The following is an 18049-nucleotide window of genomic DNA, read 5'->3' on the forward strand; positions in this document are numbered from 1 at the left end:
TGGTGGCAGCATTCAACATCCGTCCATCACTATTTTTCATTTCAGGCAAGCAAATCGTTTTTTAGTGCCGAATATCTGGCTTTCCTCGTACAACTTGAGATGGATGATTCTTATACATTGTTTTAAGAGTCTTGAACTATCTACATTTTTCTGCACTCTTATATATAAAGAGACGACTTATGCAACGCCATCACGAGCAACACGGGCATCAGCAACCCCAGCAAGAATACATTGGACATGACGAACATCAGAGGCAGCTTGCTGATGCCCGTCAGGATTTGCATGAAGCTCGACAGCAACATTCCCACCACGATCGGCACGCAGGTCATAGCCCAGAAATCTTTCAGCGACGATTCTTCATCTGCCTAGTGCTAAGTTTGCCCGTGCTGTACTACGCGCCCATGTTTCAGATGTGGTTCGGGTATCGCGCGATCGCGTTTCCTGGTTCGGAGTGGGTTGCCCCGATTCTCAGCACAGTCATCTACTTTTATGGCGGTTGGGTTTTTCTGCGAGGGGCATGGCGTGAATTTCACAGCAAGATTGGCATGATGACGCTGATTGCGCTCGCTATCACTGTTGCCTTTATTTACAGTCTTGCTGTTTCATTTGGACTGAGAGGCGAACCATTTTATTGGGAATTGGTAACACTTGTTGACATCATGCTGCTAGGGCACTGGATCGAGATGGCATCGGTTCAGGGAGCAAGTCGAGCCTTAGAGAATTTAGCAGAACTCGTGCCTAGCGTGGCACATCGTTTGGTCAATGGACGAGTTGAGGATGTTCAGGTCGATACGCTACAACACAATGACTTAATTCTAGTTCGTCCTGGCGAACAAATTCCGATCGATGGCGAAGTCACAGAAGGTGCTTCGAGTGTAAATGAAGCTTTTCTCACAGGCGAATCCCGCCCAGTTACCAAGCAAGTCAACGATGAAGTGGTTGCCGGAGCCGTAAATGGAGATGGCGCGTTGACCGTGAAAGTCACTCGAACAGGCGAACAAACTACTCTTAGTCAGATCGTGCGCCTGGTTGAGGAAGCGCAAAGCTCTAAAAGCCGCTATCAAGCATTAGCGGATCGATTAGCGTATTGGTTGACGCTAATCGCGATTGCAGTTGCAACGCTGACCTTTATTGTTTGGCTGGCATTTGGTCCCGATAGTACTTTTGCGATTAATCGCGCTGTAACAGTATTAGTGATTGCTTGTCCGCACGCATTAGGCTTAGCGATTCCCCTCGTGATTGTCAATGCAACAGCGATGTCGGCGAAACATGGAATTTTGGTTCGCAGTCGAGAAGCGTTTGAGCGAGCAAGAAACATTCAAACAATTGCATTCGATAAAACTGGAACATTAACGGAAGGACAATTTGGGGTTCAACGAATTTATACTGATAAAATTGATGAACTCAAAGCGTTAGGAATCGCGGCAACGCTAGAATCGCTCTCCGAACATCCTCTGGCTCAAGCGATCGTGCAGGAAGCAGATCGTCGCCAGATTCAATTTACAAAAGGCGAAGATTTTCAAGCAATTCCTGGTAGCGGTGTGGAAGGCACGGTAAACAACCAACGTTATCGAGTCGGTAGACCTGAATGGGTGCGCGATTTGAAGCTAGCATTCCCAGCAGCCTTACAAGCGGGATTAGAGCAAAGTGAGTCGCGGGGAGAAAGCGCGATCGTCCTCATGGACGAGCAGCAAGTGCTAGCTGTTTTTGGATTAGCCGATCGAGTGCGGGAACCTGCAAGAGAAGCTGTCGCGAGATTGCAGGAAATGGGTGTGCAGGTGGTGATGATTACGGGCGATGCAGAAGCGGTTGCCAAGACCGTTGCGGAGGATTTAAACATCGATCGCTACTATGCCCGCGTGCTACCGCAAGATAAAGCCTCAATTATCCGCAGACTCAAAGCCGAAAAACCGACTGCGTTTGTGGGAGATGGGATTAATGATGCGCCTGCTCTCACCGAGGCAGATTTAGGACTCGCGATCGGGGCTGGAACCAATGTCGCGATCGAGTCCGCAGATTTGGTATTAATTAATAGTAGTCCCCTCGATGCCACCTATGCATTGAAGTTGGCAAAAGCGACCTACAATAAAATGCTGCAAAATCTATTTTGGGCAACGGGTTACAACGTCATTGGCATTCCTTTAGCCGCAGGGGTCGCTTATTCCTTCGGAATTTTGTTATCTCCAGCGGTGGGTGCTATCTTCATGAGCGTTTCGACTGTTGTTGTTTCGATTAATGCCATGTTATTACGTCGGCTTAGACTCAGAGAAGAATGGCACTAAGTTAAGGTGGAAACCTTACCGGGTAAGAGCTGAGGCAACAGGATAGCTTAGAGCACCAATAGTCGGAAATTCTTAGCTTCCCCAATTGTGATGGCGCTGTTTTGACTACCTCAAGTAGGAAAACTGTAAAACCTTTGCATGTCAAGTTCTTGAGCTTATCTTAGTGCCATTCGACTCAGAGAATAAGATGATTGCTAGGTTAATAGCATTGTAGAGTCTACCTTCTAGACGTAGATTCCCAAAGGTCATGGGACATAGCGGAATTCAACCGAGCGTCCGAGTGCATTCGACCGTCAAGCTGTTGCCACTACGGGTAGATAGAACAGTGAAATAAATATCGAGCAGTGCCAGAAGCAATAGTACAATGCCAACTGCTTTCGATAGGGTTGTGTCGCAAAAACGATTTGAGGACAGAAAATCCTTTTCAATTATTGTGCAATTCCAAGATGTTGAGATACTAACTCTATCTCTATTGATGCTCGCACATCACCTTTTTTTAAGCCTTGAACCTGACCTTTACGAATCACGTTCATTGCCTCAAATCCTCTCAAAGAACGCCGAAGCTGTGTTGAACGAATCAAATCCCATTCCCAGTTGTGTTAATCGCTTGATGAAGCGACGATCCTATTTTTCATTTGAGGCAAGCAAATAGTTTCTTAGTGCCGAATATCTGGCTTTTTCCGTATAGAAGCTGAATTTACTTGAGCCAATTCTTCAGCAAGTATTTTCTGATAAATCCACGTTAATCTGGGCGTGATTGAATTATTTTCTATACCGTAGCCGAGACTCGTCCAAGTACCGGACAAAAGTTGTAAAACCTGCTCCAGTTTTCCTTGCTTGAGAAGGGCGGCAATATCGTTTCCCCAAGCATGGCGATCGCTCAGCCATACATATACTACCCGATCTTGTAATTCCGGCTCAAAACTGTAAGAAATTGTATTTCCTTTCAAGTGCTTGGGATGGTACTGCCGAACTTTCTTCTGCCATGTAGAAGTCAGAAGTTGATAGCGACCTGCTGCTGTCGTACACTCACCCTGATGCGGACCAGAAATAATTGTGATACATCGGTTTGGATGGCGGTTGAGATCCCAGAAGTGTTCGCCACCATAAAGTAGAGTATAAGGGTTAGAATCTTGAGCTTCACTTGCCGAAATAGTCCGCATCAACGCTCGAATGTAAGGGTTTCCTCCTGTCATTGCCAAGGCTGGTGGGATATATTCACCATTATTAATAGAGATTTTGCGTTGCCAAAATACCTGCCAAAGAAGAATGAGCGAAGCTAGAGTTAATATTCCAACAATTATCGCCTGCCACTTAAACTTTTTGGAGTTATTACTAGGAAAGAGTTTAGCTTTTTTTGAAGAGTGTTTTAGCACCACTTGCACCAGTAAAATTGTGAAACGGCACTGATAAATTGTACTCAAAGAGATCGTCACTAAGAGTATTGCTAACGATGGTAGCGAAATATAACTATAGAGCCAAACGTTGAGCGGATCTTAGTTTCGCACAATTAAAGTAGCAATATTACTTCCATTGCGGTTGTTTAGATTGAAACTTCTGATTGACAAGGAAAAGCAAATCATTCTTTAATAGCATTGGCTGAATTTTATCGCTGGGATAACGAAGAATAAGCCTGCTACATTCCGATCGACATGCTCCAGGTTTTTAGAATTGACCAAGGGGGACTGATAGATAGGCGATCGATCTATCTCACCTCACAATGATGACAAGTAGCAATGACAGTCTGGTTTCTCGATCGTAGATTCCACAAGCGCATTCACTGCCACTGCTGCTAACAATCCACCGCCTAACGTTCCCTCGATTGTGATGTAGGGAACGCCGGAGCGGATCAACCGTCGTTTGGCAGCAGGCGCGTGACTAAAGCCAATCGGCATCGCAACGACAAGTGCAGGTTGAAGCTGACCTTGTTCGATCGATTCGCAGACAGACATTAAAACCGAAGGAGCGTACCCGATCGCCAAGACACAGCCATTCGCGAGCTTCTGCAAGCGCTCTTGCCATTGTTCGTCGTTCCAGAAGGCTTGCTCCGCCTCTACTGCGCTGATGATGTGTGAGTCAGCAATTAGAGTTTCAACCGGACATTTCAGATGCGCCAAGCGCGTTCGGTCGAGGGCAGCAACTACTGGTGTAACATCGCCTACGACTTGACACCCTGTTTTGAGAGCATCGCGAGCCGCAGCGATCGCATCTCGGCTTTGCCTGACAAACTGCACTAAACTGACATCGCCACACGCGAGTACGAGCTTAGAGAGCAAATCAACTTCAATCTCGGAACGGTCGCTCAAATTGGGTAGCAAACGCTGTAAAGATTCCTGGAAGGCTTCTGGATGGGCAGTAGTTTCTGCATCTAGGCGATGCCAAAGTTTTTCCAACTCTCCAACCCCACTTTGGGTTTCAACTTCCAATAATCTCAATTGGGCAAGGGCTTCTGCCTGGATCGTTTGACATTCGCGATCGCGTCCCAAGACTCCTTCGAGTGCGGCGGCGGTCTGTCGCAGACGAGCTAACTGCTGGATGATGGTGTGGTATTGCTGTTGTAGTTGCGCGATCGCCGTTGAATCGACTTCGGTTTCTAAATCGCTTTTGAGTAGTTGCTGAATGTGGGAGAGCTGAAAACCCTGCTGCTTTAACGCCACCACCTGCCGCAGTTGCTGCACGTCACGTTGAGTATAAAGGCGATAGTTGCTGGCTGAACGTTGAGGTTGGGGCAACAGCCCCAAGGTGTGGTAGTGCCGCACCATTCGAGGCGTAATGCCATTCCCCACCGCTTCTGTCAGTTGTTTAATCGTTAAATCCTGCCTTTTCATGTCTCTAGTCTAGATGAAAACCTTGACATTGCCATTAATGTCAAAGTTTAAGGTAGAAGAGCGATTTAATTTCTCCCAATTGCCCTATGTCCTCACTGACAATTCCTCGTCCTGCTTTCCTCAAGCAGCATCCAGAGGTGATCGCCGCCATGCTCTGCGGTGTCCTTGTCCTACTGGGATGGCTGGCGCTGCAATCCGATTGGCTGGGACTGGCACTGTTGATTCTTCCTGCTGCCTATGTCATTGGGGGCTATGAAAGCGCTCGTGAAGGCTTAACCACTCTTTTTCAAGAAAAAGAACTCGATGTAGATCTATTAATGATTGTGGCAGCTTTAGGAGCGGCAGGTCTGGGATTATGGCGGCAGGAGTACAACCTGATTGTAGATGGAGCGATCTTAATTCTGATTTTCTCAATTAGTGGTGCGTTAGAAGGCTATGCAATGCAGCGAACCGAGAGGAGTATCCGCAGCCTGATGAATTTGACTTCGGATGTTGCACGAGTGCTGCGAAATGGACGAGAGCAGTCGGTGGCGATCGCCCAACTTCAAATCGGTGATGAAGTGTTGGTCAAACCTGGAGAACTAGTTCCAACCGATGGTGCGATCGTTGAAGGCTTTAGTACTCTCAACCAGGCTCCGATTACTGGAGAATCGATGCCTGTTGAGAAAACGGTAGGCGATGAAGTCTTTGCTGGGACGATTAACGGCAACGGCGTTCTAAAACTGAAGATTCACCAGCCACCCGAAAGTAGCTTAATTCAGCGAGTGATTCGCCTCGTCGAGCAGGCACAGACCGAAACACCTCCATCTCAGCAGTTTATCGAACGGTTTGAGCGGGGTTACGCCAAGGCGATTGTAATTGCAGGCATTCTGCTGGCTATTTTACCGCCCTTTTTCTGGGGCTGGAGTTGGGAAACAACTATCTATCGCGCCTTGATTTTTCTAGTCGTTGCCTCTCCCTGTGCGCTGATGGCAGCGATTATGCCAACATTGCTATCGGGGATTGCAAATGGGGCAAGACAGGGGATTTTGTTTAAGAATGGCGCTCAGTTAGAACTAATTGGGCGAGTTCGAGCGATCGCCTTTGACAAAACTGGAACGCTAACGATGGGTAAACCCCAAGTAGTTGAAGTCATAGCGATGCCAAAGGCTGAAACTCAATTGCTACAAGTGGCGGCGGCGCTGGAGAGCTTGTCCGAACATCCGATCGGCGAGTCAATTTTCCAGTATGCTCGACAGCAACGAGTGGAATGGAAGCAAGCGACGAACGTTCAAGCTCATGCAGGGCAGGGAATTACGGGGGAAATCGGTCAAAAACAGGCACTGGTTGGCAAGGCAGCTTTTGTCCGAGAGCGGGTGAACGGCTGGTCAGACTGGCTGATTGCATCGGCGCAGCAGTTGGAAGAGGCAGGAAAAACGGTAGTCTGGGTTGCCTATGCGGGGGAACCTCTAGGAGCGATCGCGGTGGCAGATACGGTTCGTCCAGAGGCAAAAAACGCGATCGCTCGATTAAAACAATTGGGGATTCAGGAAATTGTGATGCTGACGGGGGACAACGAGCGCACTGCCCGCAGTATCGCTAGAGAAATTGGTATCGACCAAGTGTACTCCGAACTTCTTCCCGAACATAAAGTGGACGTGGTGCGATCGCTACAACGACGATATCAAACAGTGGCAATGGTTGGAGATGGGATCAACGATGCTCCGGCGCTGGCTCAAGCCTCGGTTGGAATTGCTATGGGAACCGCAGGCAGTGATGTGGCGCTGGATACTGCCGATATCGTTTTGATGGCAGACCGTCTAGAACGGCTAGTGACTGCAATTCGTTTGGGTCGCCGCTCTGAGCGTGTTGTAAAGCAAAACATTGCGTTCGCTCTCAGTTTCATCGTGCTGTTATTGACTGCAAACTTTATCAGTCACATTACCCTGCCACTCGGCGTGATTGGACACGAGGGTTCTACCGTGCTTGTCACTCTCAGTGGTTTAAGATTGCTAAAAAATTAACGTTATTGTAGTTGCAATCTCAATACAATCGCCTTGTCAGAAGCCGAATGAGTTCAGCTATTTTATCTATCTTGGGCGACTGTGACTAACTCAGCATGAGTTTGGCTTTCCTAGTTCAGGTCACGTTGACAAGCATCGTTAATCCCCCTGCACCTTTTACCTCAACGTTGTCATTTGTCGCATGATGAGCGATGTGACAATGCAGCAACCACTTACCTTTGTTGCGTGCCGTCCAAATTACATCGTAGCGCTCGCCTGGAGCTACATTAATAGTGTCTTTTTCAATTTGGGCAGCAACAGGTACGGGATTTCCGTCTGCCTCGACAATCTTGAATGGACCACCATGAATATGCATGGGATGGATGAAAGCGTTATTTGAACCAATAAAGCGGAAACGGATTTTCTCGCCCACCTTAGCATTGATGGTTTCCGTTTCGGGATAGGCTTTGCCGTTGATTGTGAAAAAGTTCGGTAGCAATCCTTCCATTGGCATGGCTGGAAAGGTATAGCCTTGCTTGACAGTCCACTCCTGAATTTGAACTACAACCTCTCGGTCGTAAGCGAGAGTTTTGGGTTTATTCTTGGGATCGACAATCAACGCACCGTACATTCCTAGTGTTTGCTGGCGGTCTATATCCTTGTGCGAGTGGTAAAAATACGTGCCTGCTTGCTTGACAGCGAACTCGTAGGTATAGCTCGCGCCTGGTGCAATTGGCTTTTGGGTAATATCGGCTGGACCGTCCATATTGTTGGGTAGAATCATGCCATGCCAGTGAACTGTAGTTGGTTCGGGCAAATTATTTTTAACTTCAATTCGCACGCGATCGCCCTCAGTTACCCGAATACGCGGTCCTGGAATTTGACGGTTGAAGGCATAAGCAGCTACTTGAACATCCGGCAGAATATTCCACTTGATTAAAGAAACGTCGAGGTTAAAGACCTTCACACCGTTCTCTAGTTTGGGCGTTAGAGTTCGATCGCCCCGTGTATCAACAGGAGCAGTGTAGGCTATCTTTGTCAGATCTACTGCTGCCATGTCTTTCATTGCTTCCATGCTCGTATCGGCAGTCATGATCGTTCCAGGTGGCATGACTAGACCATTCATCTGAGTAACGCTACTCATAGGTGTAGGTGCTAGCGATGACACTGGTGCTGGAGATTTCTGACTACCCATATCCATCCCAGGTATAGACCGCTCGCCCGCGTTCATCCCAGACGCAGATTGGTTGCCCATATCCATTTGAGGCATCGATCCTTGCTGCATATTCCTAGCACTCATTGTAAAGTTACCGTAGAGTGCGGCGATCAGAATGCCAAATACTAGTGCTATTAATGTCAATAGCGTTACAGCCAAAAGTTGCGATCGCGTCGCTTTAGATTTCATCGTCATACCTGCGTGCGAATTAGCAGCAGACGAATTCATATCCCGATTTTTGTGGGTTTTCATACTTACATTCCTTTCATAACTTGATGTGTAGAAGTATTAGGTGCAGGTACTTCGCTCCTTGGTTGCGGCAATCCGTTCTGTCTCAGCAGCCAAACTATGACCGCCTCTACCCAATACCCTCACAGTACCCATGCCATGTTTTAAACCCACTGCTACAAGCCACATATTGACTGGAAAAGCAACGACAAATCCCACTAGAGTTGCAAGAGACATGACACCCCAAAAACGGATCGAGGTTGCCTCCATTGCGGTCATGTCGCGGCTCATCAAAATCACCATCACTGGAATCATGCCTGCCATCACCGCATTCATGGAGAGCCATTCCGGTATGAAAGAACGCCGAACGGCTTTGAGGTACGAGCCGCCTAGCATATCTCTCATAAATAGAGATTGAAACACAAACAGCCCAAAGGCAAAGCCGAAAACATACTCGGAGATAACATCGAGCCACATCGGGAGTCCGAGCGTCATTGTAATTGCCGCAGCGACAATGATTCCCGTTGCGTCACCTGCCAAACAGTGAATCGTCGAACCCAAGGTTTGTTTCCACAGAGGTTTGACAAACTCTTCATGCTGCATCGGTTCTGGTTCCTGACAGGACAGAACGTACAGCGCCGCACCAATCGCACCCGTGTAGAGAGTCACCAACAGCCATCCCCACTTCATTACTGTTAACTCAGGATTACTGGTGAATGCATCCCAAGCTACGTAGACTACTGAAAGAGCTGTCAGGCTGAACCAAACGATGAGAACGAAATCAATTAATGCAGGGCTTTTAAGAGTCGCCTCATTCGCGCCAGACATATTCATCCCAGGCATTTTTGAGTTTGTTACAGGCTGAGATGAAGGAGAGTTTTGGGCAATGGAATTGCGATCGCTCTCTTGAGTGTTAGGTAAATTTTGACTTATTCCCAACTGGGGCGTTAAGAGTACTAGTCCCAGAGTTAGTGCAAACGTCACTATCCATAAAACTGGTTTAAAACGCATATTTACCTTTAAATTAGCTGGATCGGATTTTCTACATCTGATGAGTTCTAGCTGAACGTAGTTCACGCAGTAGTAACAATTAGCGTAGGGTGAAAAACTCTTCCGCAGCCGAGGGATGAATGCCAATTGTGGCATCAAAGTCTTTCTTGGTCGCACCCGTGCGAATGGCAAGTCCAAGACATTGAATAATCTCGGCAGCATACTCACCTACCATGTGAGCGCCCAACACTCGATCTGTGTTGCGCTCTACCACTAATTTGATTAGAGTTTTCTGTTCCGGTTCGGCAATACTGTCGAAAAGGGGTTGAAATCTTTGAGAATAGCAGCATACAGCTTCCCCAAATTTTTCCCGTGCCTCCACTTCAGTCAAACCTACAGTAGCAGCTTCGGGTTGAGAAGAAACTGCTGAGGGAATGCACTCAAAACTTACAGTACGAGGTTGTTTGCCAAAGACGGTATCGGCAAAAGCGCGACCGGAAGCAATAGCAACTGGAGTCCAGTGGGGACGGTTCGTACAATCTCCGACTGCATAGATATTTGCTTTGTTGGTATAGCTGTACTCGTCTACAGCGATCGCTCCTCGATTGACTGCAACGCCTGCCTTCTCCAGATCGAGACCGCTTAAATTAGGGACGCGACCCATAACACAAAGAACGGTATCTACAGTTATAGTGTCTCGATCGTCTCCTGACAAACTCAAACGTAAACTATCTCGTACTCGTTCAATTTTTTTGACTTTTGTATTGCAAAAAATTTGAATACCGTTCTTTGTCATGCTTTCTTGAACGGTAGTACGAAGAGTTTCATCTCGACCTGGTAGAATGCGGTCTTCAGGTATGACTAAAGTGACTTTTGAAATTAAACCATTCATACTCCCAGCACACTTCACGGCGATTTGGTCGCTGCCGATAATGGCTATATGCTCTGGTTGCTGCTTGAGTTCAAACATCTGCCGCGATGTAATAGCATATTCGATTCCTGGTACGTTCGGCTTAACAGCTTCCCCGCCTACGGCAATCAAAATTTTGTCAGCAGTAACTTTGCGTCCTTCAATATCCAAAGTACTAGCATCTAAAAACTTGGTATTTCCGTAAATCAGTTCAACTCCTGCTTCTTGAAGATGCTGAATATGCAACTGACTCAAATGCTCGATCGCTCGGTCTTTAGCCGCCATAAATCGATCCCAATTGACGCGGCGATGAACTTTGCCCCATCCATATTCGTCAGCATCTTCAAAAACATGGGAGAAACTAGCAGCATAGACCATTAGTTTCTCAGGAATACAGCCATGAACAACACAAGTGCCACCTACTCGATCGCGTTCTGAAATTGCTACGCGGGCACCGTATTCAGCAGCACGTCTAGCAGCCGCAATGCCTCCAGGACCTGCACCAATTATAAATAGGTCGTAATCAAAGCCCATAACAATCTTACTGGCAAGTTTCTACCAGCGATAGGTTCTTCTATACTTAATTTTTTCACTAAGAAATGAAATGAGTATGAAATTCCTAATAAGTGAGACTTCAAAATAGCTAGGCATATCAGGATGAAATTAGCATGAAATCTTTATCTATCGAAAGATAGAAAACATACCCGTGTAAGAAAGCGATGAAATGCACATACATAATTTTTTAAAGTAGAAAATAAACGTTTTGAATTTCATTGCAATAGCGCCAGCTAGTTCTGCATAAAGGTTTGAAACAATAGAAGTATCTTGCTTGTCTTTTTCCTCGCAATTCATTTTAAAATCTACTCCCTCTTATGGAGGAAGTATTTATTTATCAAGTACGTAAACAATGAAGAGAGATTTACAATTGTGTTTGCGGATTACGGTACAAATAGTTCTAACCAACTAGAAGGGAGGAAGAATAATGGCAAAGATAGGTTTGTTTTACGGAACTCAAACCAGCAACACGCAAACTGCGGCAGAAACAATTCAAAAAGAGTTTGGTGGAGATAGCGTTGTTGACTTAAATGATGTTTCCAAGGCTGAACCAAATGATTTTAATAATTATAGTTATATCATTGTTGGTTGCCCTACTTGGAATGTTGGCGAGCTGCAAAGTGACTGGGAAGACTTCTATGACGAGCTTGACAACATCGACTTCACAGGTAAGAAGGTGGCTTATTTTGGCGAAGGCGACCAAGTAGGCTATCCCGATACTTTCCAAGATGCTATGGGTATGTTAGAAGAAAAAATTGTCGAACGAGGTGGCGAAACAGTCGGCTATTGGTCTACAGATGGTTACGAATTTACTGATTCTAAAGCCTTATGCGATGGGAAATTTGTCGGTCTGGCATTAGATGAAGATAATCAATCAGATTTAACAGACGAGCGCATCAAAACTTGGGTCGCTCAGCTGAAGCAAGAATTTGGATTTTAGAAAGTAATATCAGCTTCATCGCCAACTCAAGTAAAAAGTATTTCATCATTGAAGATGTAAACTTCAGCCTTTTTGCTTGTCTTGAAGCTTATGCTTTTCTACCAAAAAGAGCTGCGCTCGTCTTCTGTGGACGACCGCTTAAATCTTGTCCTCAAAAGATTTTGAAGGGCGAAACATCAATCGATCGAGAGACACGGTATATGCTTGCTGCGTTCGATCGTATTTAACGCTATATGAAGTGGGATAGTAGGCACTCTTAGAATATGCTTCTGGAAGTTTTATAGCTTCGGTAAAATTCGGTTGTGTTTCTAACCAAGATTTGGTCAGCATTGGTTCTCCAAAGACTATTTCTCCATTGTATGTTCCGTAAATGAACGTCTTAGTGAAGGGTAAGCCCCGAAATTCTGACGATTTGCTGTCAACCCAATGCCTTCCTTCTCCAAGAGCAGCATTGGTAGGCTCTGGAATGTAATCTGTTGGGAGTGATTTCTTTAAGGGTGCCTTGTATACCTTTATCAAATCGTCCCCATTTGCCGTGATTTTCTTTCGTTCCTCAGCACCCAGCGAGTAGAAGTGAAAGTCAAAATGAGGAGGATTGTATATGTCAAGCGGTTGATGCCCTTGCGGATTCCATGTGATGACAACATAGCGAAATGCTGAAGCAGAAGCTTCTGGCGGTAGCGAAAGCTCGTATTCGCGGGGTGTTGCTGGTAGATTCGACAGTGCTTCCTTAGTAAAAGTAACGTCAATTGTGGAGGGATTTTTCTTAGCTACCGTTTTATGAAATTCCGGCGACAAAAAGCGCATCTAAAATATAATCCCAACCAGTTAAGGATTTGACTACTTCCTGAGTCAATTGTGTTAAGCGTTGCCGCACTGTGGTTCTTAAGGCTGGCACATCGGCAAACAACTGCCAACTAAGTGAATCCTTGAGATGCTGCCACAAACGTTCAATTGGATTGAGTTCTGGACAATAACTCGGTTGAAACAACAATAAGACATTCGCAGGTGGTTGAATCCGTTTGGCTATGTGTGCTGATGCGCGGTCAAGATGCCAAATATGAAACTCATCCGGATACTGTTGGGCGAACAAATGCAGGAACTGTTGAAAACATACGCTGTCCAAATGTGAAAACTCGTAGAAAAACTGTTCGCCACAAAGCGGTTCGACCACTCCATACAGCCAAAACCCCTCACATACCCATTGCATATTGCCTATCGGTTTGACTCCAACCGCACTGAGCAACCGACGACAAATGGTAGTTAGGCTCCAACGGGTTTCATCTTGACACCAGTACCGAATCCGGCGCGGCTGGCTGCTGTGTGGCACAGCAAAAACCTGTTTTAATAAATTTAAGTTACCTGCCAGCTCGGATTTGAATTGCTGCAATCGTTCAGGGTCTTGTTCAGTGCTTTGTCGTTTGCCTACTTTCAACTTGGCTCTCAACTTGCCATGTACTAATCGATAAACCGCCATATAGGAGACATCTACACCCAAGCTGTCGGACAACCATTGCTGCACCGCCCCATAACTGCGAAATCCTTTGGGGTCAGCCAGGCGTTTTTGTAGCGCTTTGACTGCCCATGAGGGAATCGTCCCTTGCCGTCCTGGTTGCCGTCGGCGCGTGAGTAAGCCTTTCATACCACCATGTCGATAGGCAGCTAGCCATTCCTGCACTGTGACTCGGTTCCGTCCCAAGACAATTGCTAATTCACTCACACTCTTAACTCGTCCGAGTTTGAGCAGATAAATCGCTTGCACTCGTTCTTTGCCTTGAGCCGTTTTTTGTCGTCTCAATAAGGCTTTGAGTTCGTCTTCACTCTCAGCAATCTCTAACTTCAAGGGACGTGCCATGATTGTCTGCTACTCCTACGTCACTCCTCCTTCTATTTGTAGCCTAACTAACGAAAAATGGTAGCATCAAGCGTGATAAAGGAGCGAATAACTCCGTTACCTAGCTGTTCTGGCTTGCCGTAGATTTGAACGGCTTGCTTTAGCTTGGGTGCAGTGACAGTATTGGTGGTTCTTAAGGTAAGAGCAGAAAAGAAATTGGCAATGCGATCGGTTAATCCTGGTAGGAATATAATGACTATAGTAGTAGCTACCAGTAGAGCAATAGCTTTTTTATTAGTAATGCTTTTAGAACGTGTATTAGTCATACAAAAGTGGTAATTAAGTTAATGTCTTCTTCTTGCTAACACCCGTTATTCATTATTCTTATATCTCCAGGTTCCCACATGGAAATGAAATTAGCGTGAAATCTTCGCAATCGTGTATTAGCTAAAAACAGATATGCACATGGAGATGAAATTTGGATGAAATCGCTGTATCTCTACAGTAAGAAATTCGCTCCATGCCATTAGAGAGACGCGAGCGCGTTTGCCAGTTTCTAAAGTGAAGCTACAGAAGCATAATGACTGCTTCATTTTGTTTTTAAAGCTTTCGGAGGAAACTTATGACAACAGCTCAATCTCACCAATCCTTACTTGACACATGCATTCAAGCTTGTCTGGATTGCCTGCGCGAGTGTGAAAATTGTGCCACTGCTTGCTTAGATAGCGACATGGTACAAATGATGGCTCAATGTATCAAGCTGTGCCGCGATTGTGCTGACACTTGCGATATCTGCGCTCGTTTTATGTCCCGTAACTCCGACCTCCACGGTCAGTTATGCCGCGTCTGTGCCGAGGCTTGCGATCGCTGTGCGGCTGAGTGCGAAAAGCACGACCACGACCACTGCAAGCGTTGCGCTCAGTCCTGCCGCCGTTGCGCCGAGTCCTGCCGTCAAATGGCTACAGCTATGGCTGCGTAAATAACTGACTTTGCCGTCTGCTCCTTGGATGGGCAGACGCATTACCACGAGTACCAGAATCTGTCTCTAGTAGTACTCGCTTGCCTTGATTCTCCATCTGACTAGAGACTCTAAGCTCGATCGTGAAGTTAATACTTAAGTGCTAGGAGAGTTCCCATGCCGCATCAAGATTACCAATCGATTGTAGATGCTGCCGTTCACTGCGCCTATGAGTGCGAACACTGCGAAGATGCGTGTCTCGGTAGTATGCCAGAATGCGCTCGCCTCTGCCGCGATTGTGCAGACATTTGCTGGACTTCTGCTGCTTACATGAGCCGTGGTTCGCGCTTTATTCCTCAGATTGTTCGCTCGTGTATCGAAATCTGTGAAGCATGTGCCACTGAATGCGAGAAGCACAAAGATAGCCCCCATTGTCAAAAATGCGCTCAAGCTTGTCGGCGTGCCGTTGAGGAATACCGTAAGGTTGCTAGCGTTGCAGGTATAGCTTAATCAATTTCAAACAACCCTTTAGGTAGCATATAACCCTCCTTAGTTTTTAAGGAGGGAATTGCTATATGGAGCGATCGCTCCTAGAAGCGATTGCAGCTGCTAGAAGTAAAAAAACAAAATTGTATTTCCCTCTTGACTCTCCAGTTGACTAGAGAATTCACAATAGATCTAGTTACTTCATGGAGTCAGCAAATGTCACTACAACTGAAAGTTCCTAAACTTGCCTGTGCTGCTTGTGTAAATACTGTGACTAAGGCAATTAGAAGTGTCGATACCACAGCAAAAGTAGAAGCAGACCCAAAAACGAAAATAGTCAGGATCGATACGCAGCGAGAAGAAGCGGAAATTAAAGCGGCGATCGCATCTGTTGGCTATCCCGCAGCTTAAGCAGCAACTAGTTACCAGTTACCAATGAAAAGCAATTATGGATAACTTGACGCTGAAACTAAGAGGCATGAGCTGTGCCTCTTGTGCGAACAACATTGAAGATGCCATTCGCTCTGTTCCTGGGGTGAGCCATGCCAGTGTTAACTTTGGAGCCGAACAAGCCACAGTTACATACGATCCTCAAAAGACAGACGTGGCAACGCTGCAAAATGCAGTTGATGCGGCTGGATATTCCGCTCAACCGATGCAAGAAGACGTGTTGGCAGCAGAAGACGATATAGAACGTCAGACGCGGCAGATGGAAAATCGCGCCTTAACCCGCAAGGTGTGGGTCAGTGGTATTATCAGTGCCACTCTAGTTATTGGATCGTTGCCTGCCATGACGGGGCTGTCTATCCCCTTCATTCCCGTGTGGCTGCACAATCCCTGGCTCCAGCTGGTGTCAACCGCTCCCGTACAGTTCTGGTGCGGTGCATCATTCTTCGTCAATGCCTGGAAAGCTCTCAAGCGCCATACCGCTACGATGGATACATTAGTGGCGATCGGTACGGGTGCGGCTTACTTATATTCCCTCTTCCCCACCTTCTTTCCTGGCTGGTTTATCGCTCAAGGACTCAGACCGGATGTTTATTACGAAGCCGCAGCGGTCATCATTACTTTAATCTTGCTGGGACGACTTCTAGAGAACCGTGCCAAGGGGCAAACTTCAGAAGCGATTCGCAAACTTATGGGCTTGCAGGCAAAGACGGCGCGGGTGATTCGCAACGGGCGAGAAATGGATGTTCCTATTGCCGAAGTTGTTTTGGGTGATATCATTCTGGTGCGTCCTGGGGAAAAGATTCCCGTCGATGGAGAAATTGTGAATGGTGCTTCTACGATTGATGAGTCGATGGTAACGGGTGAAAGCGTTCCCGTGAAAAAGCAGCCTGGTGATGAAGTCATTGGAGCCACGCTCAATAAAACCGGAAGCTTTCAGTTCAAGGCAACACGAGTCGGCAAAGATACATTTTTAGCGCAAATTGTCAAGCTCGTGCAGCAAGCTCAAGGGTCCAAAGCACCAATTCAACGGTTAGCAGACCAAGTGACGGGGTGGTTTGTACCTGCGGTAATAGCGATCGCGATCGCTACCTTTATCATCTGGTTCAACATCATGGGCAACGTGACGATGGCGTTGATTACCACAGTGGGGGTGTTGATTATTGCCTGTCCCTGTGCCTTGGGTTTGGCTACACCAACTTCGATTATGGTTGGTACGGGGAAAGGCGCAGAAAATGGCATTCTGATTAAAGGTGCAGAAAGCCTAGAGCTAGCGCACAAACTACAAGCGATCGTTCTCGACAAGACGGGTACGATTACCCAAGGTAAGCCGACTGTAACGGACTTTGTAAGTGTCAATGGTACGGCAAATAGCAACGAGTTAAAACTTTTACGCCTAGCGGCATCCGTCGAACGCAATTCCGAGCATCCCTTAGCTGAAGCAGTAGTGCAATATGCCCGATCGCAGGGAGTTGAACCAACAGAAGTACGGGAGTTTGAAGCAGTTGCAGGTAGCGGTGTGCAAGGCTATGTATCTGACCGACTAATCCAAATCGGTACTCATCGTTGGATGAATGAATTGGGCATTCATACCAGCCAATTGCAACAACAGTGGGATCGCTTGGAGTATTTGGGGAAAACAGTCATCTGGATTGCGATCGATGGCACAGTACAGGGAATTATGGGCATTTCCGATGCCGTGAAACCATCTTCAACTCAAGCCATCCGCACGATGCAACGGATGGGATTAGAGGTAGTGATGCTGACGGGTGACAACCGCCGCACGGCAGAAGTTATTGCCCGTGAAGTAGGGATTAAACGAGTCTTTGCTGAAGTTCGTCCCGACCAAAAAGCCACTCAAGTACAGAACCTTCAAGCAGAAGGCAAGGTTGTGGCAATGGTAGGAGACGGAATTAACGATGCACCAGCCCTAGCACAAGCGGATGTCGGCGTTGCCATTGGCACGGGTACGGATGTGGCGATCGCCGCTAGCGACATTACGCTAATTTCTGGTGACTTACAAGGGATTGTCACGGCAATTCAACTTTCGCGTGCCACGATTCGCAATATCAGACAAAATCTGTTTTTTGCTTTCATCTACAACGTGGCTGGGATTCCAATTGCCGCAGGGATTCTCTTTCCTTTCTTCGGTTGGTTGCTCAGTCCGATTATTGCAGGTGCGGCGATGGCATTTAGTTCTGTCTCCGTAGTGACAAATGCACTACGTCTGCGTAACTTCCAGCCAAAAATCAGTTGAAGCGCGATTGCGCGGAGCGCAGTGCCAGCGGCAATCGCATCACTAAGAAAGGGGAAATAACGATGCTGAAGAAAACAACATTTTTCTTTACATTAGCAGGATTTGGATTTCTGTTGGGAGCAATTTGGGGAGTGAT

15 protein-coding genes and 1 pseudogene are annotated in these 18049 nt (G+C 46.7%); 7 read left to right on the forward strand and 9 right to left on the reverse strand.

Annotated elements, in window-relative coordinates:
* Nucleotides 1–179 precede the first annotated feature (179 nt).
* Nucleotides 180–2282, forward strand: a complete 2103-nt coding sequence (locus tag CHRO_RS27735) for a heavy metal translocating P-type ATPase (protein WP_015162939.1) — start codon at nt 180–182, stop codon at nt 2280–2282.
* A 428-nt stretch (nt 2283–2710) separates the two neighbouring features.
* On the opposite strand, the pseudogene CHRO_RS35115 reads toward CHRO_RS27735, so the two are convergent.
* The 3 genes and pseudogenes from CHRO_RS35115 to CHRO_RS27750 form a co-directional block, all read right to left on the reverse strand.
* Nucleotides 2711–2906, reverse strand: a pseudogene (locus CHRO_RS35115) (IS6 family transposase); the annotation flags it as partial.
* Between the two features lie 32 nt (nt 2907–2938).
* Entirely contained in the window at nt 2939–3718 is a 780-nt protein-coding gene (locus tag CHRO_RS27745) for a glycoside hydrolase family 24 protein (RefSeq protein ID WP_015162940.1), read from the reverse strand.
* Between the two features lie 279 nt (nt 3719–3997).
* Nucleotides 3998–5110 (reverse strand): precorrin-8X methylmutase, encoded by a 1113-nt coding sequence (locus CHRO_RS27750; protein ID WP_015162941.1) that lies wholly within the window; start codon nt 5108–5110, stop codon nt 3998–4000.
* 86 nt (nt 5111–5196) lie between these two features.
* On the opposite strand from CHRO_RS27750, the gene CHRO_RS27755 reads away from it, so the two are divergent.
* Complete coding sequence (locus CHRO_RS27755; protein ID WP_015162942.1) at nt 5197–7113, forward strand: heavy metal translocating P-type ATPase; 1917 nt, start codon at nt 5197–5199, stop codon at nt 7111–7113.
* Between the two features lie 115 nt (nt 7114–7228).
* Here CHRO_RS27755 and CHRO_RS27760 read toward each other — a convergent pair whose 3' ends face one another.
* The 3 genes from CHRO_RS27760 to gorA all read right to left on the reverse strand — a co-directional run bounded on the left by CHRO_RS27760 (nt 7229) and on the right by gorA (nt 10970).
* Nucleotides 7229–8560 carry a multicopper oxidase family protein gene (locus tag CHRO_RS27760; RefSeq protein WP_015162943.1) on the reverse strand — a complete coding sequence of 444 codons (1332 nt, stop codon included), beginning with the start codon at nt 8558–8560 and terminating at the stop codon, nt 7229–7231.
* A 36-nt stretch (nt 8561–8596) separates the two neighbouring features.
* Nucleotides 8597–9547: a DUF4396 domain-containing protein gene (locus CHRO_RS27765; protein ID WP_015162944.1), complete on the reverse strand. Its 951-nt coding sequence runs from the start codon at nt 9545–9547 to the stop codon at nt 8597–8599.
* A gap of 79 nt (nt 9548–9626) precedes the next feature.
* On the reverse strand, nt 9627–10970 hold the full coding sequence (gorA, locus tag CHRO_RS27770) for a glutathione-disulfide reductase (protein ID WP_015162945.1): 1344 nt from the start codon (nt 10968–10970) through the stop codon (nt 9627–9629).
* A gap of 448 nt (nt 10971–11418) precedes the next feature.
* Between gorA and fldA the strand changes: the two genes are divergently transcribed.
* Nucleotides 11419–11931: a flavodoxin FldA gene (gene fldA / locus CHRO_RS27775; protein WP_015162947.1), complete on the forward strand. Its 513-nt coding sequence runs from the start codon at nt 11419–11421 to the stop codon at nt 11929–11931.
* A 138-nt stretch (nt 11932–12069) separates the two neighbouring features.
* On the opposite strand, the gene CHRO_RS27780 is transcribed toward fldA, so the two are convergent.
* Genes CHRO_RS27780 through CHRO_RS27790 form a run of 3 tightly spaced genes read right to left on the reverse strand, consistent with a single transcriptional unit; the run spans nt 12070 to nt 14091 of the window.
* Nucleotides 12070–12738, reverse strand: coding sequence for a DUF5602 domain-containing protein (locus CHRO_RS27780; protein ID WP_015162948.1), 669 nt, complete (start codon nt 12736–12738; stop codon nt 12070–12072).
* Complete coding sequence (locus CHRO_RS30970; protein WP_015162949.1) at nt 12710–13786, reverse strand: IS630 family transposase; 1077 nt, start codon at nt 13784–13786, stop codon at nt 12710–12712. Before CHRO_RS30970 ends, CHRO_RS27780 begins: the two co-directional genes overlap by 29 nt.
* A 47-nt stretch (nt 13787–13833) precedes the next feature.
* The gene (locus tag CHRO_RS27790) at nt 13834–14091 is read right to left on the reverse strand and encodes a hypothetical protein (protein ID WP_015162950.1); all 258 of its coding nucleotides are present in this window, start codon (nt 14089–14091) and stop codon (nt 13834–13836) included.
* 296 nt (nt 14092–14387) lie between these two features.
* Here CHRO_RS27790 and CHRO_RS30975 point away from each other — a divergent pair, with 296 nt between their 5' ends.
* From CHRO_RS30975 to CHRO_RS27810, 4 genes are all read left to right on the forward strand, one after another.
* Nucleotides 14388–14744 carry a four-helix bundle copper-binding protein gene (locus tag CHRO_RS30975; protein WP_015162951.1) on the forward strand — a complete coding sequence of 119 codons (357 nt, stop codon included), beginning with the start codon at nt 14388–14390 and terminating at the stop codon, nt 14742–14744.
* 156 nt (nt 14745–14900) lie between these two features.
* Nucleotides 14901–15233: a four-helix bundle copper-binding protein gene (locus CHRO_RS27800; RefSeq protein WP_015162952.1), complete on the forward strand. Its 333-nt coding sequence runs from the start codon at nt 14901–14903 to the stop codon at nt 15231–15233.
* A gap of 192 nt (nt 15234–15425) precedes the next feature.
* Entirely contained in the window at nt 15426–15620 is a 195-nt protein-coding gene (locus CHRO_RS27805; protein WP_015162953.1) for a heavy-metal-associated domain-containing protein, read from the forward strand.
* Nucleotides 15621–15657: 37 nt separating this feature from the next.
* Complete coding sequence (locus CHRO_RS27810; RefSeq protein ID WP_015162954.1) at nt 15658–17913, forward strand: heavy metal translocating P-type ATPase; 2256 nt, start codon at nt 15658–15660, stop codon at nt 17911–17913.
* Nucleotides 17914–18049: the final 136 nt, after the last annotated feature.

Source organism: Chroococcidiopsis thermalis PCC 7203 (assembly GCF_000317125.1).
Lineage (GTDB): Bacteria > Cyanobacteriota > Cyanobacteriia > Cyanobacteriales > Chroococcidiopsidaceae > Chroococcidiopsis > Chroococcidiopsis thermalis.